Below are 23,270 nucleotides of genomic sequence, written 5' to 3' on the forward strand. Positions count from 1 at the left end.
CAACTGCTGATAATTCATGTTGGTACTGCTTTGTTCTGTGGTAAGAAGAATCATACCAACTTCAGCAGTTGGCTTCTTCTACACCTGATTAGCAGTGTCGCACTTATTATCTGAATTTAGGATTAATAATGAACACACCTAGTTTTCTATCCGCTTTAGCGTCCATTCGTGCAACAAGCTGACCTTGCCAAATGATAGGAAGAGCATAGTAACCATATTGCCTTTTGATAGCGGGAAGGTAGCATTCAATACGATAGTCAAAGTCGAATAATTGTTTGATACGTTTGCGTTGAATGACTAAATTGTCGAAGGGAGAAAGTAATTTAACTTGCTGCCTAGAAAGCGGTTGATTGAGCTGTGCCAATAATGCATTTGTAGTGAAGTATAATTGCTTGTTAACTGAGATGGTTTGAAGCGTATTTTCATCCTGCATGGCTTGTATTTGTTCTTTAATATGATCCTTAAGTTCGTTACGAAGGTAGGTTAATTCCTGAAGTTGGACGAGGCCATGACTGCGCAGACCTTGGAGTATGAGATGACGGGCCACTTCTGCATCACTAGGCATTGTATGATCTATACTCGAAGGAAGTACGCGCTCTGTTAGGTCATAGACTTTTTGAAAACCAACACGATAAGGGCACATTAATTCCCCTGCCATAAATAATTGTTCTAAGGCTTTTTTTGCTGGTTTCCATTGCCACCATCCTCCCACATGCTCTTTAGGTCTTTGAAAGTCTTTCGCTTGTAATGGGCCTTCTATACGAATTCTAGATAAGACTTCTTTTTCTACCTTTAGGTCGCGTTCGAACCAATGTTGTTGTTCGGCTACTTTCGCTTTTTTAGGTAACGAATAACGAAAATCTTCTAAAGGTAAATACGCTGCTGCATGGGACCAATATTCAAATATTTTCTTCTCTTTTAATAGCGTATCAATGAACTCTGGCTGATAATTTTTCACTCGACTCCAAAGCGTATGATGATGCGCTCTAGTGACGACAGAGATACTGTCTATTTGAATGTAACCGAGCTGTTGAATCGCGGACTGGGTGCCGGATATCCCTGAATAATCAGACCTCGGTAATCTCTGTGAAAGTAAGGCGAGTTTACGAGCTTGTTGTATTGAAAGGGTGTTTGCCATAGTTCCACTACCGTTGAGGAAGTGAGCGAGTGTGCCTTAGAAGGCAATGCTAGTAAAGTCGAGCGATTTTGTTATTTTTTTCTACTCATTGTCTAAGTAGGATTTTCTAATTGATTGTTTAACTGGGAGAAAATAATGATAAATAAGGTCCAAATAAAAGTTCGAGGATACCATCTAGATATTTTTCAGCATGTGAATAACGCACGCTATCTTGAGTTTCTTGAAGAAGGACGTTGGGCGTTCTTTGACGATTTTGGTGTTGGCTCCGACATGATGGAGCAAGGTATTGCTTGGGTTGTGGTAAATATCAATATTAATTTTAAGAAAGAAGCGAGTTTTGGGGATGTGCTAGAAGTGCAGACAGCCTTCTCGGCGCTAGGTAATCGTAGTATTAGCATGCAACAAAATATTATTAATGATAAAACGCAGGAGCTTGTCGCAGAGGCTCAGGTCACCTACGTATGCTTTTCTCAAAAGCTGAAAGCTGCAATACCCTTGCCAGAGGAATACCGTATTAAGGTAGAGCAAGCGATAGCGTTATCAAGTCAATAAGTACGCATTCAAAAACGCCTTTTTTCATAAAAAGGCGAATTTCTTAAGTTTTTTGCCTTCCCATAAGTACCTGTTCCATAAGTTAATTGATAACTATGGCCATAAATTACCAAAATATCGTGACATAGGGTTTTATGTAGATCATGGAATCCGTTTTTTGCTATGAATGAACGCGAGTATCAACGTTGACAGCATTCACATCTTGTAACATATTTATAACACCAGTGGCTTCTACTAGAGAGTGTTTAAAAGATTATTAATACTAGAGAGTGATACAGTGTTATCGTTTACACAGAGAATAGATCAACTGTGAAATTTTCGAATGATCAATTTACATTAACCGTTTTGGTGCATAGAAGGTAAAAGGACAAGGAAATATGTTTGGATGGAAGAAAAACAAACAGGATTATGATCTTTTAAAGCAAGAGATCTTATCTATGCGTCAGGTTCGAGATAGCTTAGACCGAGAAATGTTAAGTCTGACGCTGTCCTCTACGGGTGAAATCGTCAAGGTTAATGCTTTATTTCTGGAAGAGTTAACACTTGATAAAGACGATGTCTTAGGCAAAAGAATGATCGACCTTGTTCCTAACGAGTTAAGGGATACCGTCCATTTTAAGCTATTGAAAGACGCTATCGCATCAGGGAAACACTGGTCAGGTGCCTATCAAGTAGCAATGAACAGCCATAGTAATGCTTGGCTTAGAGTGATCTTACAGCCGGTAAAAACGGTTGATGGTGCTATTGAGTATATTTCCGTTCACGCCAACAATCTTACTCGTACCATTGAAACATCCATTCAGCATGAAAATTTAATAAAGGCACTCCAGCGTTCTACTGCTGTGATTGAGTTTGATTTAGATGGCCTTTTTCTTACTGCAAATGATCGTTTTCTTAAGTCAATGGGTTATACCAAAGAGCAGCTGAAAGGGAAGCATCATCGTGTTTTTTGTACACAAGAAGAGGCAGAGTCTAAAGAATATAGTGTTTTTTGGGAAAGGCTGAAGCGTGGTGAGTTTATTACCGGTCGCTTCAAACGTCTTGATAGTCGAGGAGACGCCGTTTGGTTAGAGGTATCTTATAACCCAATATCCGATGCTCATGGTCACTTCTACAAAGTGGTGAAATTCGCTACGGTAGTCACAGATCAGGTTAATCAAGAGTTAGCCATTAGTCGTACCGCAGGGATTGCTTATGAAACATCAAGGGTCACAGATGAAACGGCTATTAAAGGACGTCGTATTATAAAAGATACCGTTTCTGTCATGCATGAACTGGCGGAGCAGATGACGTTAGTGTCACAAGGTATTTCTGACTTAGATGAGCAATCTGAAAAAGTAGGTAGCATCATAAAAAGTATCGGAGATATCGCAGATCAAACGAATTTATTGGCCTTAAATGCCGCCATTGAAGCAGCCAGAGCTGGTGAACAAGGTCGAGGGTTTGCAGTAGTTGCTGATGAAGTAAGGCTCCTAGCCTCTAGAACGACAAAAGCCACAGAAGAGATTGTTGGTGTTGTTCTACGAAATCAAGAATTAGCAAAAAATGCAGTAAGCATGGTAGAAGGTAGCCGAAAACAAGCAGAGCAAGGGTTAGAGTTAACTGGTGAAGTTGGTGATGTGATTATTGAAATTCAAAATGGCGTTAAAGAAATCGTAGATGCCGTTGGCGAATTTGCTAGCCAGTTGAAACCATAGTGTGAAAATATTCCGAGTTAATTGAAAATGCCTCTCGCTTAACCTGATTAAACGAGAGGCATTTTTTATAGTAACGCTTTTATCTCTTCGCTAGCCAATCTTGGGTCTTCGGCCTGACAAATGGCCGATACCAGCGCAATACCATGAACACCTGTTGCTGCGACGTCTTCGATATTAGTGGGATTAATTCCACCGATAGCAACAATCGGCAATGAGGTGGTTTGCAATGCGTCCCTTAAGCCACTAATCCCCCAATGATTGAGCGTGTCGGTTTTTGTCGGTGTGGCAAAAATGGCGCTGAGTCCAATGTAATCTATCGGCAAGTCAACAACGTCTGCTAGTTGCTGGTGGCTTTCAATGGACAAGCCCAAGAGCTTGTTTGGACCGATCAGCCGCCGCGCTAAGCTTGCCGGCATATCAGATTGTCCTAAATGAACGCCATCGGCGTCGACCGCTAAAGCCACATCTACTCTGTCGTTAATGATCAAGGGCACACCAGAGCCTTGGAGGACGGTTTTGATGGCGTTTGCTCGTTCGATAAAAGCGCGCACATCATGGTGCTTTTCGCGAATCTGTACCATGGTTACACCGCCTTTAACCGCCTCAGCGACAACGTATTTGAGCCGTTCTAGGGTTAGGTTTTCATCCGTGACCAAATAAAGCTGATATGGGTTCATCTGATACTAACCTATGATTCTATCGGAGGTGTCTATCGCTGTGAGCGTTAAGCGTTCTGCCAGTGTTGCTTCATCGAGATTGTAGAGCGCGTCTAAAATCGCCAATTGTAAACTGCCTGGGCCGTTTGCGTGTTCGGCTGCGATTTCACCTGCGACCCCAAACACTGCGGCAGCCGCCAAACCACTGGTTTCGCCAATGGCGGCAAATGCCCCTGTTAGCGCAGAGAGAGAGCAGCCCATCCCAGTTACCAATGGCATCATGGCATGACCGTTGTCTAACGCGAGGATGTTTTTTTCTTGCTGAATAAACGTTTTATTGATGATGTAGTCGGTTTTTCCAGAGACCACGACGCTTGCATCATAGGCTTTCATCAAGGTCATGGCCGCTTTTATTGCCGCGCTGCTACTGTCCATTGCATCGACGCCTTTACCTTGTGAGGATTCGCCCGCGAGCGCAATGATTTCCGAGGCATTGCCGCGGATAATCAAACGCTCGGCCAGTTCTGCAAAGCGGCGAGAGGTCGCGGTGCGAAGCAGACTTGCGCCACAGCCAACAGGATCAAGCACAATGATTTTTTGATGCAGGTTAGCTTGCTCGATAGCAAACGTCATACGCTCGATCCATTCGCTGTCTAAGGTGCCAATGTTGATGACTAGAGCACCAGCAAAACTCATCATCTCTGCCATTTCTTGACGAGAATGCGCCATAATCGGTGACGCCCCAACAGCCAGTAGCGCATTGGCGGTATTGTTCATCACCACGTAATTGGTGATATTAACCACGAGCGGTTTTTGTTCTCTCAAGGTGCGCAGCGCATTGAGAATTATGTGAGTATGCATTGCCATTCTCCTAATTGGTTGCGTTTAAGCCTTGCTGCCAAAAAGCCACTTCCATTCTCGTGGCGGTAGAAAACACCTCGACAAGTTGTTGGCCTCGTTCACTGTCGATGTCAATGTTGGCCAGCAATGTATTGAAGTACTGAGCGCCTTGCTTGGCGTGGTCTTGGTAATCGTCCCCCGCATACAATTCGATCCAGCTTCTGTATGGGTTGTTTTCCCATAGAGTCTTGCTATCGAGACTGATTTGTTGGCCGATCACCGCGTATCCTATGGCACATGGCGCTAGGGCGGCATACAGGTCTACTAGGTTGCCACTCATGCCCGCATCAAGCACATATCGAGTATAGGCGAGTGTGCCAAAGTCTTCTCTCTCTTGTTCCATTTGCGTTTCGCTTAAGCCCCAGTCTTGGCAAAAGCTAACATGGTGACTAATTTCACTGCTCAGCAGGGCATTCAATGTCGGTAACGCTTGGCGCATGTCCGCTAGAGAATTGGCTTTGTACACCGCCAAAGCATAGGCTCTGGCGTATTGTTTTAAAAACAAAAAATCCTGTTTTAAATAATGTAAAAAGCGGTCTTCAGGTAAGGTTCCTGCTGCTAATTGAGTGACAAAATCATGTTGTGTGTAAGCTTGCCACTCGGTTTGGCAAGCGTCGATTAAATCTTGATACTGCATAAATCACCTGATTAAAAAGTAGGAAGGTAGTCTTTGGCTGCTGGCAAAGTGGTAATGATTTTATGGTCAAATAAGAAGCGGGCGTAATCATCGTAACGCGCTAAATCGATCGCGGCAGGGCGAAGTGCAAAGCGAGATAGCGTATCTTGCCAAGCCATTTTATTGAGCGTGTTATCTAGCGTATCTGGCGCATAAGTGACAAATTCTTGCCACGCTTTATTAGGGTGGTTGACTATGTAAGTGGTGGCTTCTTCAATGGCGGTATTAAACGCGTGAATCGCCTTAGTATTGTTTTTTTTTGCATTTACGACAAAGATGAGTTCATCGTAATTTGGCACACCGTTTTCTTCTGGGTAAAACATAACAGGATGATAGCCTTCGGTGATCAGTTGGTTCTTTTCAAAATTGCGCAGCCCACCCCAAATGGCATCGACTTTTCCAGAGGCCAGTGATGAAGACAGCGCCCAACCGACATTGACGATTTTCACATCATTCATGCTCAAACCTACGCTGTTGAGCATGGTGCCCACGGTAGCTTCTTCGTTGCCGGCGATCGAAATACCAATGGTTTTACCTTTTAACTGAGCAAGAGTGCTGATGCCGCTCTTTTTTAGGGTGATCATTGAATTAAGCGGTGTCGCGACCAAGGTGCCAGAGCGCACCAAGGGCAAGCCTTGAGCAATGTCCATAATCAAGCTTGGCTGGTAGGAAACGGCCATATCGACTTTTCCGGCCGCGACCAGTTTAGAAGGTGTGCTTGGGTCGGCAGGTTCTTGAATCGTTACCTCCAGCCCTTGTTCTTTAAAGTAGCCATGCTGTTTTGCGATCACGATGGGGCCATGGTTTGGATTAACAAACCAGTCCAACATTAGGGTGATTTTCTGCGTCTCGGCGAGGGCGTGTGTTGCCAAGAGCGCAGACGCCAAGGTCAGTAGAGTGCTTGCGATGATTTTTTTCACGTGCTTTCCTTTTGTTATTAGTGAGAGATTAGAGTGCTTTATTTCTATCGGGAATTGGCTTTAGGGATAACATTAATGCTCCCAAGGGATGAGCTTCTTGAGGGCAAAGTCGGTGATGAAATACAAAACCACCGAGAGTAGAGACAAAATAAATAAGGCGGCAAACATATCGTCTATCATCATTCGGGCATTGGCTTGCAACATGAGATAGCCTAAACCAGCACTGGATCCGACCCATTCACCTGCGACCGCACCGATGGGAGCGATCACCACGGCGACACGAATGCCGGAAGCCAAGGCCGGTAATGCCGCCGGCAATTGAATATGGATGAGTTGTTGCCAGCGACTGGCTTGCAGTGTGTGAGCGAGATCAAGAAAGCCTTTCGGCGTGTTATTCAGCCCGTCGTAGCAACAAGTCGTGACAGGGAAAAAGATGATGATGGCGGCCATCACGACTTTTGAAGCTATGCCGTAATCCAGCCAAAGCATTAACACCGGCGCAATGGCAAACACGGGGATTGCTTGGCTGGCAATCAATATTGGCAGCAACCAGCGCTTGATTGGTTTAAATAGCAGCATTTGCAAGGCAAAAAACAACCCCATACTGAGGCCGAGCAATAAACCGAATATAATTTCTTGAGCGGTGACCCATGAGTGGCGCATCAATACGTCGTGGCGTAGTAATAAGCGATCTAACACCGACAGTGGTGTCGGCAAGATAAACGAGGGAAGATCAAAAGCGACAATCAATCCCTGCCAAGTTATCAGAATGGCGAAGACGATAATAATGCCACGCATTAGTGCGTAAAGTGCCTTGCTGCCAGAACGATTGTCTCCGGAACTATGGTTGTTAGAACTATTGTTGTTAGAACTATTGTTGTTAGAACTATTGCTGCAATGACGTTTTGTTGTCCGGCTGGCCAGAGGCGTTAAATCAGTCATTATCTTGCTCCAATGTCTGGAATATCTGTTGCTGAACAAGCGCAGACTCTGGGTCTAATTCTCGTAGTGGCGGCAGATTGGGCAAGGGCAATGATTCGGCTTGCGCAGGTGAACCGGTTAAAATGTATAAGCTTCCTGCTAGGCGAACTGCTTCTTGTGGATCGTGGGTGATTAACATGACAGTTTTGCCTTTTAACAGGGTATAAGACAGCTTCTGTAGTTTATGGCGGGTCACCGCATCCAACGCTGAAAAGGGCTCATCCATTAACACAAAAGGCTTGTCTTGCATCAGTGTTCGAGCCAGAGCAACACGCTGGCGCATGCCTCCAGACAGGGTTTGAGGAAGTGCATTTTGTGCTGCTAGCAAACCAACTTGATCCAATAGGAAACGCGCTTTTTCACGCACTTCACGGGTGATTTTTTGTTGGTTAAAACGGTAACTTAAGCAGACATTGTCTTCGACCGATAACCACGGCAGCAGCAAATCCTGTTGCGCCATATAAGCAATGCGGTGCTGAAAAGGCAGGCCATCACTGCAGGTTACGTTACCGCGCCAGTCTATTTTATCGTCTAGTAAACCTGCCAAATAACGCAGTAGCGAGGTTTTTCCGCTGCCGCTGCGCCCGAGTAAACAGGTCCATTCTCCCGCGGGAATGTCCATCGAGATGTCTTGTAAGGTGGCTTTTTCTGCTCCATGGTAATGCAAGCAAGCATGCTGAATAGAGAGTCCAAGTGGTGTCTGGCTCATTGTGTTGAGCCATCTTGATGCAGGGCAAAAAAGTGATTCACTGGGCCATGGCCTTGACCAATATGGAGCTGGTCGGCGTGCTTGATTGCTTGGCTAATGTAGGATTTAGCGAGGTGAACGGCGTCGAGCAAAGAGTACCCTTGGGCCAGATAAGATGCCATCGCAGAGGAGAGAGTACAGCCGGTGCCGTGCGTGTTTTTCGTGTGAATCCGTGGTGCAGAGAGCCTTTCGACTGTGGTGGCCGTGATGAGTAGATCAAGGCTTTCTTCTTGGTCGTCTAAGTGACCGCCTTTTAGCAGTATGCAGCTTGCCCCCAACGCTCTGAGCGCGGGCACCATGGCGAGCATCTCATCTTCGTTGGTTGGTCTTGGTAACCCGGTGAGCGCAGCGGCTTCAGGAAGGTTGGGCGTGATGATGTCTACCAGAGGAAAGAGCGTCTGTTTGAGTGTGTTAATGGCGCTTTCTTGCAGTAATAAGTCGCCACTGGTGGCAATCATTACGGGATCTAACACAATGAACTTGGGTCGATATTGGCGCAGTGTATCGGCCACTGTGTTGATGATGCTGCTGTCCGCTAGCATGCCTATTTTAACGGCGGTGATCTTGATGTCGCTAAAGACCGCGTCTAATTGGCTCTTAACGTGGTCTAGTGGAATCGGAAAAATAGCCGCTACGCCGAGGGTATTTTGCGACGTAATCGCGGTAATGGCTGAGCAGGCGAAGCCGCCAGTGGCAGAAATGGCTTTGATGTCTGCTTGAATGCCGGCACCACCGCCGCTGTCTGACCCAGCGATGGTCAACACAATAGGTGTGCCAAGGCCGTTTGGCTGAGACGTTGGGTGATTGTATTTAACAGGATTGCTGTGTGTAACAGAGTGACTAGACATATGAGCTCCTAACGGTGACGCAAGGAACTGCATAAGCCAATTTGATCAGAAGGTGTTATCTGAACGCTTTATCGAGAAGCCCAAATTGGTATATGGGACACAGTGGCAAGCACTGTTATCACAATAGTTCCCTACGCCAGTGTTAACTGAATCAGGTTCAACGGGTCTCGTGTTATACGATCTCAGCAAAAAAATGCCCCCCGACTATGATGGCAACGATGGTAACAAGATTTGGTCAAAGACTCATCATTTATTAATAATGTAAACATCGTCAATAATAATTAGAGTCTTATTTTGTTCTTAGGTATTTGTTCTTAGGTATTTGTTCTTAGGTATTTGTTCTTAGGTATTTATTATGGATTGTTTTTATGAATTATTTGCTTGGCGCTCTGTTTTATATTCACATAGCCTAAAGTGTTTTGCTAAACCTAAGCAAAATGTGGGCTAAGGTTTTTATTCCCCATTCTCTTTGTTCCATATTTTGCCCACTAAAGTTCACTCTAAAACAGTGACGGTATTTCCCTGTCGCAGAAAATAATGGTCCTGGAGCGAATCCCACCCCTTCTAATCGACACTGCTCTACTAGCTTTATACTGTCGACACTTTTATTAAGCTCAACCCATAATATAAAGCCGCCATTAGGAAAACTTACTCGAGTATCGTTAGGGAAATAACGTTTGATCACGGTGAGCATATGATCTCTTTGTTTTTCATAGCGTTGGCGCATGGTTCGAATATGTTTATCGTATTCACCGAGGCGAATGAATTGCGCAATAGCGAGTTGTGGAAGTGTTGGGCACATGGAGCTACTGACGTATTTTATGTGAGTTACCTTGTCTCGATAACGTCCTGGTGCAATCCAGCCAACTCGCATGCCAGGTGCGATAGTTTTAGAAAACGATGAGCAAAGTAGTACTCGACCGTCTTCGTCGAAGGACTTAATGGTCCTTGGGCGAGGGAAATGGTAGGCGATATCACCATAAATATCATCTTCGATAATGGCAATGTCATAGCTTTGAGCGAGTCGATAAAGACGCTCTTTTTTGTCGTCTGGCATGGTGTAGCCAAGAGGGTTATTACAGGTCGGTGTGACTAAAATAGCTTTAATTGGCCATTGATCTAGCGCGAGCTCTAAGGCTTCTAGACTGATTCCTGTTTCTGGGTGAGTGGGTATTTCCATTGCCTTAAGGTTAGCGGCTTTAATGGCCTGCATAGAACCATAAAAACTAGGTGATTCAATCGCAATAATATCCCCAGGCTCAGTCACGGCACGCAGGCAAACAGAAAGTGCTTCTTGGCAACCTGATGTGACCACGATATCGTCAGGGTGAAGTTGGCAGCCAGAAGCGCCAGCTAAGCGACATAGCTGAGTTCGTAACTCTTGAGAACCCCTGATGTCGCCATAGCCGAGGCCTAATTCTGGGCTTTTCTTAGAAAGGTCTGCCAGTGTTTTTAACAGCGGTTTTAATGTTGATACCGTCATATCTGGCATTGCATGTTGTAATTGAGCGCCTTTTTCGTCGCCGCGAATCATTAGCATATTAAAGACTTCTTCCCATTGGGATACATCAAGCGGCCGTTGAGGTGGGCGCGATACGCGAGGGAGATTATCAACACGGGGTTTTTGGACGACAAAATAGCCTGATTTTGGACGAGCTTCTACTAATATATCTTGTTCTAGTTGACGATACGCTTCTTGAACCGTCGAAATACTGACGCCATGTTCTTGGGATAATTGACGCACAGAAGGTAACTTATCACCCGGTTTATAAAAGCCTAATTCGATGTGTTCTCTTAGTCGTTTTGATAGATCTTGATATAGGCTCATGGTGTGTTCTCCTTTGCACGTATAGCTGTATTGATTCGTCGCGATATTGTAGCTGAGCCTGCGCCATCAAATTACCATACAGATATTAGAGATTGCCACCATACAGTCAAATAAAGCTTTTTCTGTATGGTTAATAAAGTGATTTTTTGAGTCTGTATTGATTTAAAGTCACTCTCTATACTAGCTACCCATACACGCAGTGCCTTTTATTATCCTAATGGATATAGGGACAAAGCTTAGAACGAACGTCTAAAGATATTAGAAATAGACGCTTAAAAGGGAGAGCAGATTATGTTGATTATTTCGTTATTGACTCACATACAACACTGTATAGAGCGCTATCAAACACGCAAAGCGCTGGACAAACTGAGTGAGCAACAAATGCAAGATATTGGGTTGAGTCATGAAAAGCGCCAAGCGGAATTATCTCAAGCCAGTTTTATTGGGGTTGTTAGCGATTTGCTTCGAACGAACTCAAAAGGAGACTTGTCGTGATTACCGATGCCTCTTTCTTTGTCACCTTGGCATTGTTTGCTTTTATTATGTCGGTGACACCCGGCCCGAATAATATGATGTTGCTGGCCTCTGGTGCGCAATTTGGTTTCCGCCGCACCTTGCCTCATATGGTGGGCATTGTATTGGGTATGGCTTCTTTATTGTTTTCAGTATTGCTTGGCTTAGGGACTTTATTTGTACTGTATCCACCGATTTATTTGGTATTGAAATGGATTGGTGGTGCTTATTTACTTTGGCTAGCTTGGAAAGTGGCAAGTGCTCCCGTAGGGCAATTATCGAATACAAAAGAACGGGCGGCTCCTATGCGCTGGTGGCAAGCGTCTCTCTTTCAATATGTGAATCCGAAAGCGTGGATGATGTCGATTGGCTGTGTCAGCTCATTTTCTTTGACTGGCGATTTGTATGTTCAATCTGGTTTTTGGATTATCGTATTTTTTGCTTGTATGGGATTTCTTGCCATAACGCTCTGGGCGTGGGCGGGCGTGACTATTCGTCGTTGGTTAACTGATGACAAGCGCCAACGAATATTCAACTATGGAATGGGATTCGCTACGGCATCGACCTTGCTGTTGATGATAGGTAATTAGATAATACTATTTTGGGTGTTAATGGATTCGACAATGAGTGAGTGGAGTATATACATCATCAAAACTCGGCTAGATACACTTTATACTGGTATTACAACCGACGTAGAGCGCCGCTTTAAAGAGCATTCTAGCGCGAATAAACGAGGTGCTCGATACCTAAAAGGAAAAGGCCCTTTAGAGTTAATGTGGCATCAAACTGTTGGTAGCAGAAGTGATGCCTCAGTATTAGAGTATCGCGTCAAGCAACTCGATAAATGTCAGAAGTTACAGCTGATTGATGGGAATATGTGTTTAGAAACGTTAACCAATAACTAGCCACATCGATATTTGCTTATCTATGTGGCTATTTTTGACGTAGGCGTCTCTTAACTTAAGAAAAACTCTTTACAGCATCAAGTACGTCTCGATAAGCCTGTTGTTCGTATTTTGCAAAGCCAGACAGGGTACGCGCTTTTACTTTGGTAAAAATAGGCTGAGTCAGGCCGGTTAAAAAGCGTGTTATTAACACATCAGTAACGACAGTGTTAGGGCTTTTGCTTTGCAGATGAGAGACAAATTCACGGACGTAAAAAGCCAGATCTTGTTGCCAATTATCCTGCTGTGAGGTGAGCGAAGTAAACGCTAGTACCTTACCTTTACAGACCGAGCAATGACCGCAATGTTCGGGGGCGTTTTGATCACCAAAGTATTTTGCTAAGTTGTGGTTTAGGCAGCGATCCAGTTGGAAAAAACGAATCATGGTCGCGATGCGTTCTATCTCTGACACCTCTTTTTCTTCGACGTACTGACTAAGCTGGTTGAGCAGTGTTTCCTGATGAAAGGCTCGAGTATTCACTTGATAGACTTCAGTCAGTCCTTTGCTTTCTAGTGTGATGGCATGTTGGTCAGCAAGATAGTCTAGTGTTTGCAATACCTCCCCTCGTGACAGACCTGCTTGCTGATAGATGGCATCAAAATTTGGACTTCCCCAAATTTTCTTATACTGAATCCCGTTTAATATCGCATCATAAGTGTTTTGCATCTCAGCGGGAATGCGTGCTTTAAAGGCAAAGCGATCGGTTTCCCATTTGAGTCGAACGTCGGCGTAATAGCTGTATTTTGGTTCTATGGCAGCAAACATTTCAAGTTGTACTAATAGGGTTTTTAACGGTAAAGAGCGAATATTAGTTTGGTTGGAAAGGCCGTACAGTTGCGTTTCCCACTGATCCGTATGCCACTGCTCATCATGAACTGTTTGTTCTTTGATTTGGCTTAACAGCGCCTCTATTTCATGGCGTTGTGGGGTATCGCCATAGACAAAGTTTTCTAAGGTGTGCAAACCATCTAAGCTCGCCAACATGACACATCGGCTTGGTAAATTGTCACGTCCAGCGCGACCAATTTCTTGACTGTAGTTTTCGATCGATTTGGGCAAATCATAATGGACCACGAGGCGGATATCCGCTTTATCGATGCCCATGCCGAAGGCAATGGTGGCGACAATAATCGGCGTCTGGCCGGTCATAAAGTCAGCTTGAATTTGACGGCGCACATCGTCTTTTAATCCCGCATGATAGGCCTTCGCAGGAAAGCTATTTGTCATCAGGGTATTGGCAATGTCTTCCGCTGTTTTTTGTTGGGTAACGTAGACAATGCTAGGGCCCGATACCTCGATAAGTACTTTTTTAAGCTCAGACATCTTGCCGTCGCTTTGTACTGGAATCAGTTCGATGTCTAAATTGGCGCGGTAAAAACCGGTTTGAGTGATGTGTTCAGGAAAAATATTGAATTTCTGCGCCATGTCCCTTTGTACTCGGCGTGTTGCCGTTGCCGTGAGAAGCAGGACCAAAGGAATTTGAAGCTCTTGCTGATAATGTGGGAGTTTTAAATAATCTGGTCGAAAATTATGGCCCCATTCAGAAATACAGTGAGCTTCATCAACGACTAACATTGAGATAGGCACTTGTTTGATAAAACGACGAAAACGCTCATTTTTAAAACGTTCCACTGAAATCATCAGTATTTTAATGTGACCGTTTTGCACGCCTTCCATGACCGCTTGGCTGTCTTCTTTGGTTTGGCTGGAATCCAAACTGGCGGCGGCGATGCCTTTGCTTCGCAAGAAGTCTAATTGATCGTGCATCAATGCAATTAATGGCGAGATAACTAAGGTCAGATTAGGCAGTTGTGTCGCTGTAAATTGATAACATAATGATTTGCCAGAGCCAGTAGGGAATACTGCTAATGAAGAGTGCCCAGCGAGTAACTGTTGAATCGTTTGCTCTTGACCTTGGCGGAATTGGTTAAAGCCAAAGAGCGCTTCTAATTTGGATTCTAATGCATTCATAGAGACATGTTTCCCCATTCTAGTTCGCAGCTTTTAAGTTCATTCAAATGATTGATCCAGTATTCATCACTGGCAAACCAAGGGAAGGCTTTGACAAAAGCAGGGTCATGCCAGCGCTCTTGCAACCAAGCGGCGTAGTGGATTATTCGAGCGCTTTTAAACACATCAATTAAACCTAGTTCACGCGTGTCAAAAGGCAAGTAAGTTTCATACCCTTCGATTATTTCGCTGAGTTGTTGCCTTGGGTTTTCCGTTTGAGTTAGGTGTAGCCACAGGTCTTGAACCGCCACACCATTTTGGCAGTCATCAAAGTCGAGAAGGTGGAATTGATCATTGTGAAGCATTAAGTTGCTGCGATGGCTATCACCATGAACTGGGCGTAACTGTGTTGGCCAGTAGATATTGAGTTGCGCTGCGCTCATCTCATGAAGGCGACTAATTTGCTTTTGATATTCTGCTTTGAGTTTCTGAGGTAAATGATCGCCCGTTAGAATACACGCGGCGGCTTGTTCGATTTGATCTAACGGCGAGACACTGATGCGATGCTTAAAAGGTGTCGACATGGCTTGATGAACTTGTCCAATCAGTTCGCCAAGTTGATACAGCTGATCAAGGTTGTCGGCTTCAGGGTGTTGTCCTGTTAATTTGGGCGAAAGAGTAAAGTGTATGTCGTTGTGATGGAATAGGGTTTTCCCTTCAAACGTCAATGGTGCGACCACTGGAATGCCTTGTGCTTGCAGAGCCAGCAAGGTCTCATGCTCCTCACCAATTTGCGCATCGTTCCAGCGCCCGGGCCGGTAAAATTTGGCGATCACCGGTGAGCTGTCTTCAATACCGACTTGATAAACACGATTCTCATAGCTGTTGAGCGGATAAATACGCGAATCACACCATAATCCTGTGGATTCTACGGCGTCTAAAATAACGTCAGGAATAAGACCTGAAAATGTGTGTGTCGCGGACATAGTGTTGGCTCTAAAAAAATCAAAGGGCAATAATAAATATGGCTGAGAGTAAGAATAATTCGTTATAGCAAAACAAAAAATGCTGACAGCCGAGCAGTGTCATTATAGCAAGATGTTTATAGCGCGTGGGGCGTTTACTGGAAGTTTTGAAAACACAGTCAGACGTTTAGCGCCTGACTGTTTTTCGGATCATGGCTCAATTACTTTCGCTGTATTGAGGTTTACTTAGTCTCACCTGTCGATGAGCTAGTGTCGCTAGAAGGCACTGGCGTACTGTCTTTATCTAGAGTATTCACTGCTTGTTTTTCTGTTACTTCCGTCTCAGCGTTAGTAGGCGTTGTGATGGTCGTGGCTTTTGCTTGAGCTGATTTTTTCGCTATTTCAAGTTGTGTGATTAAATTAGCGACTTGGTTTTGCAGCGAGGTAGCGTATGCGCTTTTATCGGCAAGCTTGGTGTTAAGAGTGTCAATCTGCTTATTCAGTATGTCCAGGTTGTTGTTTTGCTTAACAATGGTGGCTTTTAATGATTGTTGAGCGGATTGAACAGCCTGCTCATTTTTCATGCTGTCTCTGATGAATTGAACAATAAGTTCACTCTGTTTACTGAGTCTGTGGTCGCGGGAATCGACTGCGCCCAATTCGTTAGAAATAGCCAATAAGAGTTTCTCAAAACTCAAAATATAACCTTCATCGGCGCTCGGCGGCATAGCGCGTAGTTTTTTCACCGCAATAGACACTTGTTCTGCATGATTAATGGCAAACATTACAGAGTCAGCTTTTTCTTTGATTTTAGCGGTGGCTCTTGGCTCTACGGCGATAAAGGCTTGAGCGTCCATTAAGGCTGCGGAAGCTTGCGCTAATGTTTGTGGCGCAGAGTTTTTTACCAGCGCAAGTTCAAGTCTGGTTAATTTTTCTTTAGCGTCTGAAAGGTACACTTTGATGGCGGTTTTTATCTCTAAACCACGCTGTTTACCTAATAAAGTAGGCTGTGCTTTGATGGCAGCATCGGCTTTGCCTCCTGCAACTTGGTCTACTAAATGCTTCAGATCACTATCCAGCTGCTTGTAAGTAGTAGGGTAAAGTGTGTCGGCTCCAATTTCCTTTAGCTGCTTGCGGTTGGCAAACGCATCTTCAAGGGTATTGAGTGCTTGCTCTCGAATGGCTTGAGCTTGGCTTATTTCGGCAGAAAAGGTGCTTAAGTTTTCGAGTGCGGCTTCCATATTAGTTTGAGAATTGAAGAAGCCAATGTTGTCATTGGCTTCGCTTGGATCTGAAGAAAATTCAGCATAGTAGCCTTTGGCTTTATCGAGTGCTTGTCGTGCCTTGTTAACATGATCTGTTGCAAACCAATCAAGTTGACTGTCACTGGCTGAGGTCAATGTAGCAGAGGCGTTGTCGATCGATATCTTAACGGCATTTATTTCTGCGGATAATTGTGATTGAGCCGCACTATCGACTTTACTCGGTGCAGATGAGCTGCTTGGAGAAGAGGCACAGCCAGCTAACGTTAGGGTGATTGTGGCCATCATGGCTACCATTTTAACGTTGTATTTCATTACATTGTCCTTATTGCAGAATAGTATAAAGCGATATCACGAGTCGTATCGATCAATAAAATGGTTTTGTTGTCAGTTTCTAAACAAAACAATGACACTTTACTGAAGGGCGTAATAGTAGCTACCTGCAGCGGGCAAGTATAGGAGGTACTGATAATTCTAGCGAAAAAGGTATATGAGAAGGGGAGTTGTGCATGGAAAAGGAAAAAAGATCCTCATTTTAGTAGGCTACTGATAATACATTTTTTAGCAAAATAATTGAGCCCTTCTTGGGCTCATTCTTACTTGCTTTTGCTGTGATATCTTCTCCTAACTCGCCAATTTTTTATTGATAAACCAGTGTTTTTGCAGTTGGCTTAAGTAGTAAAGTAGCGCAACAATAGCGACCAAAATAATCTCGTAATGCCCTTCAGGATAGCCGCCATTATGAAACGGTAAGGTCAGCGCACAATAAAGAGGTACCGTCATCGCTACCCATTGGCTGAGCGCTGATTGGCAAAAGTGATAACGCTTAGCTAGCATGTAACAGATAAGTCCACAAAGTAAGCCGATAGCCCCACCAACAAAGACATCTATAGGCCAATGAGCCCCTACCATTACTCGGCTCAGCATGACCATCATAAGAACGAAAATAACTCCGATTCTCTGCTGTTTATTTTTTGCAACAACTAAGAAAAACGAGGCAATCACACCTGCGGTGGCGGAGTGGCCAGATGGAAAGCTATGTGTTCGCAATAAATTTCCGACGAGGTGAAAGCTATTTTCGGGTAATACCCCGCCTGGCCGAGCCATTGCGAAAAAAGATTTCATTCCGTGGGTGATAAATGTTGTTGGAATAATGGCTATTATGGTTGCTGACAATAGTTTTGGGTGGACGTAAACAATAAACAAAAGCAACGCGATAGCGACTTGAGTATCTCCCAATAAAGTGATGAAGGAGCAAACCACATTCGGTAGCTTACTGCCAAGTGTGTTTAGTGTGTAAAAACCTGCATGATATCCATTAGTAATCCAAAGCAGTATAGCGAAAATTAAAAATGTGATACTGGTACCAATAATGAAACGAAAAGGAATGTAATGGTGCTGACTTGTTTCCTTATTCGATAGTAAATGATAACGAAATAGCTGAGATACCTTCATGATTGAGTGTCTCCATAATATATAAGCAAATGTTTAATGCTTTTGAAAAATAGAGAGTAATCTCACCAATGTGAAATTTTAATAAACATTTTTTGCGTTTTTAATGCTTATTTTGAAGGTGGGTGTTTATAAATATTTTTTATTTAAAATAACATCAACTGAAAGGGCATCGCTTGGTGAGTGTGTTGTAAATAGTAGAATTTTTTTGAGGTTAAAGCGGTAGATAAAAAAACCATCACTTCATGTTACGCCAAAGTGATGGTTTTTAGGTACATAAACAAAAGCCGCTTTATTATGTAAGCTTAGAGTGGCTGTGTTGCGTTACTACTGCGTGAAAGGGCGATCGCCATCTTCATCTTTTATACGAGTCGGTAAGCCCATCTCGTTCAACAAACCTAAGAAAGGTCTTGGGTCAAGTTGCTCGACGTTGCGCATTTCTTTTGCGTCCCAAGTGCCGTTGGCAACGAGGATAGCAGCGGCAACAGGCGGAACACCCGCGGTATAAGAAATACCTTGGCTGCCAACTTCATTGTAAGCGTCTTTGTGATCCGCTACGTTGTAGATAAAGACTTCTTTTTCTTTACCGTCTTTGATGCCTTTCACTACATCGCCGATGCAAGTTTTACCTGTGTAATCTGGCGCCAAAGAAGAAGGATCAGGAAGTACTGCTTTAACCACTTTAAGAGGAATAACCTCTAGGCCTTCTGCGGTTTTCACTGGTTGCTCAGAGAGTAGACCTAAGCTTTTAAGAACCGTGAAGACATTGATGTAATGCTCACCAAAGCCCATCCAGAAACGTACGTTTGGCACGTCTAGATTTTGTGAAATCGAGTGTACTTCGTCATGGCCTGTCATGTAAGCGGTTTGCTTACCAACGACAGGAAGGTCGTCTGTTCGACTGATCTCGAACATTTTATTTTCTTGCCACGCACTTTTTTGCCAAGAGTAAACACGACCGGTGAATTCACGGAAGTTGATCTCTGGGTCGAAGTTAGTCGCGAAGTATTTACCGTGGCTACCGGCATTAATATCAATGATATCGATGTCGCTAACGCTGTCGAAATAGTGGTTGTAAGCTAATGCTGCATAAGCATTTACTACACCTGGATCAAAACCTACGCCAAGAATTGCGGTCACGCCTTTGTCTTTACATAACTCGCGGCGTTTCCATTCGTAGTTTGCATACCATGGTGGTGTTTCACAGATTTTCGCTGGATCTTCATGGATCGCGGTGTCTAAGTAAGCCACACCGGTTTCGATGCAAGCTTCAAGAACCGACATATTAATGAAAGCAGAACCAACATTAATAACGATTTCAGACTCTGTGTCGTTGATCAGTTTGACAGTGGCTGGTACATCAAGAGCATCAAGAGCAAATGCTTGAATGCGGCCCTCGACTTTCATGCTGCCTTTTTCTAAGACACTGGCTACAATATCGTCGCATTTCGCAACGCTACGGGAAGCAATTGCGATATTGCCCAGTGTGTCATTGTGTTGGGCGCATTTGTGGGCTACAACACGAGCCACGCCTCCGCCACCGATAATTAGAACATTTTTTTTCATAGTAACTCTCTCCAAAATAAAAAGTGTGAACCGTCTTAACTTGTGATCAAGAAAGGTTCTGCACAAAGTCGTTATAGTCGAATTCCCTCACGACCTCGATGCTGCCATCCAATTGGCGTATGGCAATAGACGGCATCTTAACACCGTTAAACCAGTTCTTTTTCACCATGGTGTAACCGGCCGCGTCTTGAAAAGACAAACGGTCACCCACTTGCAATGCTTTATCGAACTTGAATTCGCCAAAAATATCGCCGGCTAAGCAAGACTTGCCGCAAACCATGTATTCATGATCGCCGTCGCATGGTGCCATTTTAGCGTTTTCGCGATAGATTAATAAGTCCAGCATGTGTGCTTCAATTGAGCTGTCTACCACGGCCAAGTTTTTACCGTTAAATAAGGTATCCAATACAGATACTTCTAGGGTTGTGCTGTTAGTAATCGCCGCTTCACCAGGCTCAAGGTAAACCTGTACTTGGTAGGTATCTGCGAAGGCTTTAAGGCGTTGGCAGAATTGATCCAGTGGATAATTCTCACCAGTAAAGTGAATACCGCCGCCTAGGCTGACCCATTTCATTTGTTTAATCAAATGGCCAAAGCGAGTTTCAATGTGAGTCAACATCTCATCAAAGCGCTCAAAACTGTTGTTTTCACAGTTGTTATGGAACATGAAACCGGATATTTGTTCGATAACAGTGGCGATTTTTTCTGGATCCCATTCGCCTAAACGACTAAATGGACGCGCTGGGTCGGCAATAATAAAGTCAGAGGTACTGACTTGAGGGTTCACTCGTAGACCGCGAATGTGGTTTTCGCTGACGTCTTTAAAACGTGTTAATTGGCCGATTGAGTTGAACAAAATCTTATCGCTGTTGGCGAGAACGTCTTCGATTTCATCGTCAGTGTAAGCCACGCTGTAAGCGTGAGTCTCACCTCGGAATTTCTCTTTGCCTAATTTCACTTCATACAAAGAAGAAGACGTGGTGCCGTCCATGTACTCTTGCATTAGATCAAATACAGACCAAGTCGCGAAACATTTAAGCGCCAAAAGAGATTTGGCGCCAGACTGTTGGCGCACGTAAGCAATCTTCTCTAAATTCTTCAGAAGACTGGCTTTATCAATGAGATAATATGGTGTCTTGATCATGGCAAGGGCCCATTTTTGAAAAGGCGTATTCTAGAGCAAAAATGGGGGCGTTTTCTAGCAAGATTTTGCTATTTTACTACTTCATCTTTGCGCAAAAATTATTTATGAAACCGAATGTGAGCTAAAATTCGGTTTTGGTGTTTTTAAGCGTTAGGTCAAGTTGTGATTAAACTAAGCAAATAAGACAAAATATCATCATCTTCCAATTTCCTCTTGAGAAATCATCTTGCTCCCCTACAATGCCGCCTTCTCTTGCCATTTAACGTGGTTTAATTCATGGGTTTTGTTGCCATTTAGCGCATTTCCTTGCACTTATTTGTCGGTAAGTGCATTACCTTTTTAGGAATATATTGACATGAATGCGGTTGTTGTAGGTGTTGCCTTAATGCTGATCTTAAGTGTGGCACGTTTAAACGTAGTGATTTCGTTGTGTGTGAGTGCTATCACGGCAGGTTTAGTCGGCGGAATGAGCTTACTTAAAATTACCCAAGTATTTGAACAAGGGCTAGGAGAAGGGGCGGTAATTGCATTAAGTTATGTGATGTTGGGAGCCTTTGCTGTTGCGATTTCTCGTTCAGGGTTAACAGATTGGCTAGCGCATAAAATTATTGCCATGATCAATCGTTCTCCAACACCGAGGCACGTTGCTTTGATGCGAACTTTAGTTTGTACCGTCCTTTTACTGATGGCAATAATGAGTCAAAATTTGATTCCTGTGCACATCGCCTTTATTCCCATTTTAGTACCGCCTCTGCTGCACGTAATGACCTATTTAAAGTTGGATCGTCGCTTAGTAGCCTGTGTTTTAACGTTTGGCTTAGTCACTCCCTATATGGTCTTGCCAGTCGGTTTTGGTGGTGTATTCCTTCATCAGCTGCTTGCTAGTAATCTAGCAGCTAATGGCCTGAAGATAGACCCAAGTAAGATTGCACCAGCTATGTGGCTACCGGCAACTGGGATGGTTATTGGCTTATTAATAGCTGTTTTTATTAGTTATCGTAAGCCTAGAGAATATGAAGAGTCGGAAGATGAATTTGATATTCAATCTCTGGTTTTACCTAGTCGCAGCGCTATTATTGTGTCTTTTATTGCTATTGTCGTGGCATTGGTAACACAGCTGTATACTGGTTCGATGATCTTCGGGGCACTAAGTGGTTTGGCGATGTATTTCATCACTGGACAGATTAGTTGGAAGCAATCACAAACGGTCTTTACGGGTGGTGTTGAGTTGATGGCCATGATTGGCTTTATTATGATCAGTGCTGCTGGTTTTGCCGCTGTTATTCGTGCAACAGGTGAAGTGAATTCGCTTGTGAATGTTCTAGGTGGCTGGATGGGCTCAAACCAAGCGGTAGCTTCTGCAAGTATGTTGCTGGTGGGTTTGATTGTAACCATGGGCATTGGGTCATCATTCAGTACGATTCCTATTATCGCGACGATTTATACGCCATTGGCCATGCAGTTAGGGTTTAGTCCGATCGCAATTGTTGCTTTGGTTGGCACCGCCGCCGCATTAGGTGATGCAGGCTCGCCCGCTTCGGATTCCACGTTAGGACCAACTTCTGGCTTAAATGCCGATGGTCAGCATGACCATATTCGCGACAGTGTTATACCAACTTTCTTGCATTATAACTTGCCACTTTTAGTTATGGGTTGGGTGGCTTCCTTAGTGCTTTAACGTGCTATTAATGCAAACAGAGCATAGGGCGATGCTTTGAGTGCATGTAGCTAAGGTATTTAGGTTTTCATTTTTTAACGTGGCTGCTTCTCATAATGATAGAATGCAGCCTTGATGTCTCTCAATGGTTAAGGAAATCTGCTCTATGTTGAATTTAGTTATTGGTTTGGTTATTTTCTTTGGGTTGCATTCTATTCATATTTTTGCCCCAGAATGGCGTGACCGCAACATGGCGAAAAGTGGTGCAATGCGCTGGCGTATTCGTTTTGGGTTAATATCACTGTTGGCCATTGCCTCAATTATTATTGGTTATATGCAACTGCGACCGTCTCCAATTTGGCTTTGGTATCCACCGGCTTGGACTCATCAAATATCAGCGGTACTAATGTTGATCTCTTTCTACTTTGCTGCGGCCGCGATTATTCCTGGCACTAAAGTGAAATCAATGATCGGGCATCCTTTGTTAATTGCTATTAAAGTGTGGGCACTGGCGCATTTAATAAGTAATGGCACATTAGCTGATGTGATTCTGTTTGGTAGTTTTTTGATTTGGGCTATCGTTAGTTTTGCCGTTGCACGTCGTCGTGATCGAGCTGCGGGTGTAGAAAAGCCAATCTATATTGGCGTTCATATGGATTTGGCTGCTTTTGTACTGACTATGGTTTGTTGGTTCGCTATGGTATTTTTCTTACATAAATTATTAATCGGTGTTTCTCCACTGGTTTAATCTATTGCGAAATTTTGTCTATAAACCTTCCATTAGTTTGCCTAATGGGAGGTTTTTTTATGTGTATAGAAAATGAACAATACTAGAGCGTAAACGTGTTGAAATTGTTGTTAACTGTCATGCT

The 23,270-nt window shown here is 43.8% G+C and carries 22 protein-coding genes and 1 riboswitch; of the genes, 7 read left to right on the forward strand and 15 right to left on the reverse strand.

Annotation, left to right across the window (positions count from 1 at the left end):
* Positions 1–106: 106 nt before the first annotated feature.
* A complete protein-coding gene (locus tag E0D70_RS00005) occupies positions 107–1,138 on the reverse strand; it encodes a winged helix-turn-helix domain-containing protein (protein ID WP_133010219.1) in 1,032 nt (343 codons plus the stop codon).
* A 135-nt stretch (positions 1,139–1,273) separates the two neighbouring features.
* Between E0D70_RS00005 and E0D70_RS00010 the strand changes: the two genes are divergently transcribed.
* On the forward strand, positions 1,274–1,690 hold the full coding sequence (locus tag E0D70_RS00010) for an acyl-CoA thioesterase (RefSeq protein ID WP_133010220.1): 417 nt from the start codon (positions 1,274–1,276) through the stop codon (positions 1,688–1,690).
* A 377-nt stretch (positions 1,691–2,067) separates the two neighbouring features.
* The gene (locus E0D70_RS17675; protein WP_133010221.1) at positions 2,068–3,387 is read left to right on the forward strand and encodes a methyl-accepting chemotaxis protein; all 1,320 of its coding nucleotides are present in this window, start codon (positions 2,068–2,070) and stop codon (positions 3,385–3,387) included.
* A gap of 65 nt (positions 3,388–3,452) precedes the next feature.
* Here the strand turns inward: E0D70_RS17675 and thiE are convergent, their stop codons facing one another.
* From thiE to E0D70_RS00055, 8 genes are all read right to left on the reverse strand, one after another.
* The gene (gene thiE, locus E0D70_RS00020; RefSeq protein ID WP_133010222.1) at positions 3,453–4,064 is read right to left on the reverse strand and encodes a thiamine phosphate synthase; all 612 of its coding nucleotides are present in this window, start codon (positions 4,062–4,064) and stop codon (positions 3,453–3,455) included.
* A 6-nt stretch (positions 4,065–4,070) separates the two neighbouring features.
* Positions 4,071–4,904, reverse strand: coding sequence for a hydroxyethylthiazole kinase (gene thiM, locus E0D70_RS00025; protein WP_133010223.1), 834 nt, complete (start codon positions 4,902–4,904; stop codon positions 4,071–4,073).
* A gap of 10 nt (positions 4,905–4,914) precedes the next feature.
* Complete coding sequence (tenA, locus tag E0D70_RS00030) at positions 4,915–5,580, reverse strand: thiaminase II (RefSeq protein WP_133010224.1); 666 nt, start codon at positions 5,578–5,580, stop codon at positions 4,915–4,917.
* An 11-nt stretch (positions 5,581–5,591) separates the two neighbouring features.
* Positions 5,592–6,539, reverse strand: coding sequence for an ABC transporter substrate-binding protein (locus tag E0D70_RS00035; protein WP_240536907.1), 948 nt, complete (start codon positions 6,537–6,539; stop codon positions 5,592–5,594).
* 72 nt (positions 6,540–6,611) lie between these two features.
* A complete protein-coding gene (locus E0D70_RS00040) occupies positions 6,612–7,481 on the reverse strand; it encodes an ABC transporter permease (protein ID WP_240536908.1) in 870 nt (289 codons plus the stop codon).
* Positions 7,474–8,229: an ABC transporter ATP-binding protein gene (locus E0D70_RS00045; protein ID WP_133010225.1), complete on the reverse strand. Its 756-nt coding sequence runs from the start codon at positions 8,227–8,229 to the stop codon at positions 7,474–7,476. Before E0D70_RS00045 ends, E0D70_RS00040 begins: the two co-directional genes overlap by 8 nt.
* Positions 8,226–9,116, reverse strand: a complete 891-nt coding sequence (gene thiD, locus E0D70_RS00050; protein ID WP_133010226.1) for a bifunctional hydroxymethylpyrimidine kinase/phosphomethylpyrimidine kinase — start codon at positions 9,114–9,116, stop codon at positions 8,226–8,228. The genes E0D70_RS00045 and thiD overlap by 4 nt, the downstream gene beginning before the upstream one ends.
* Positions 9,117–9,227: 111 nt before the next feature.
* Positions 9,228–9,329: riboswitch (TPP riboswitch) on the reverse strand.
* A gap of 196 nt (positions 9,330–9,525) precedes the next feature.
* A complete protein-coding gene (locus tag E0D70_RS00055) occupies positions 9,526–10,944 on the reverse strand; it encodes an aminotransferase-like domain-containing protein (RefSeq protein ID WP_133010227.1) in 1,419 nt (472 codons plus the stop codon).
* Positions 10,945–11,235: 291 nt separating this feature from the next.
* Between E0D70_RS00055 and E0D70_RS00060 the strand changes: the two genes are divergently transcribed.
* From E0D70_RS00060 to E0D70_RS00070, 3 genes are read left to right on the forward strand one after another with little or no spacing between them, the layout of a single operon-like run.
* Entirely contained in the window at positions 11,236–11,439 is a 204-nt protein-coding gene (locus E0D70_RS00060; protein WP_133010228.1) for a DUF1127 domain-containing protein, read from the forward strand.
* On the forward strand, positions 11,436–12,047 hold the full coding sequence (locus tag E0D70_RS00065; protein WP_240536909.1) for a LysE family translocator: 612 nt from the start codon (positions 11,436–11,438) through the stop codon (positions 12,045–12,047). Before E0D70_RS00060 ends, E0D70_RS00065 begins: the two co-directional genes overlap by 4 nt.
* A gap of 33 nt (positions 12,048–12,080) precedes the next feature.
* A complete protein-coding gene (locus E0D70_RS00070) occupies positions 12,081–12,362 on the forward strand; it encodes a GIY-YIG nuclease family protein (protein WP_133010229.1) in 282 nt (93 codons plus the stop codon).
* Positions 12,363–12,417: 55 nt separating this feature from the next.
* Here E0D70_RS00070 and E0D70_RS00075 read toward each other — a convergent pair whose 3' ends face one another.
* From E0D70_RS00075 to nspC, 6 genes are all read right to left on the reverse strand, one after another.
* The gene (locus E0D70_RS00075) at positions 12,418–14,373 is read right to left on the reverse strand and encodes a RecQ family ATP-dependent DNA helicase (protein WP_133010230.1); all 1,956 of its coding nucleotides are present in this window, start codon (positions 14,371–14,373) and stop codon (positions 12,418–12,420) included.
* A complete protein-coding gene (locus tag E0D70_RS00080) occupies positions 14,370–15,338 on the reverse strand; it encodes a serine/threonine protein kinase (RefSeq protein WP_133010231.1) in 969 nt (322 codons plus the stop codon). Before E0D70_RS00080 ends, E0D70_RS00075 begins: the two co-directional genes overlap by 4 nt.
* Positions 15,339–15,559: 221 nt before the next feature.
* The gene (locus tag E0D70_RS00085; RefSeq protein WP_133010232.1) at positions 15,560–16,894 is read right to left on the reverse strand and encodes a hypothetical protein; all 1,335 of its coding nucleotides are present in this window, start codon (positions 16,892–16,894) and stop codon (positions 15,560–15,562) included.
* 309 nt (positions 16,895–17,203) lie between these two features.
* Complete coding sequence (locus E0D70_RS00090) at positions 17,204–18,034, reverse strand: phosphatase PAP2 family protein (RefSeq protein ID WP_133010233.1); 831 nt, start codon at positions 18,032–18,034, stop codon at positions 17,204–17,206.
* A 324-nt stretch (positions 18,035–18,358) separates the two neighbouring features.
* On the reverse strand, positions 18,359–19,597 hold the full coding sequence (locus tag E0D70_RS00095) for a saccharopine dehydrogenase family protein (protein ID WP_133010234.1): 1,239 nt from the start codon (positions 19,595–19,597) through the stop codon (positions 18,359–18,361).
* A 46-nt stretch (positions 19,598–19,643) separates the two neighbouring features.
* A complete protein-coding gene (gene nspC / locus E0D70_RS00100; RefSeq protein WP_133010235.1) occupies positions 19,644–20,741 on the reverse strand; it encodes a carboxynorspermidine decarboxylase in 1,098 nt (365 codons plus the stop codon).
* A gap of 355 nt (positions 20,742–21,096) precedes the next feature.
* On the opposite strand from nspC, the gene E0D70_RS00105 reads away from it, so the two are divergent.
* A complete protein-coding gene (locus tag E0D70_RS00105) occupies positions 21,097–22,419 on the forward strand; it encodes a Na+/H+ antiporter family protein (protein WP_133010236.1) in 1,323 nt (440 codons plus the stop codon).
* Between the two features lie 145 nt (positions 22,420–22,564).
* Positions 22,565–23,146 carry an NnrU family protein gene (locus E0D70_RS00110; protein ID WP_133010237.1) on the forward strand — a complete coding sequence of 194 codons (582 nt, stop codon included), beginning with the start codon at positions 22,565–22,567 and terminating at the stop codon, positions 23,144–23,146.
* Positions 23,147–23,270: the final 124 nt, after the last annotated feature.

It is taken from the genome of Marinomonas flavescens, from assembly GCF_004352835.1.
GTDB lineage: Bacteria > Pseudomonadota > Gammaproteobacteria > Pseudomonadales > Marinomonadaceae > Marinomonas > Marinomonas flavescens.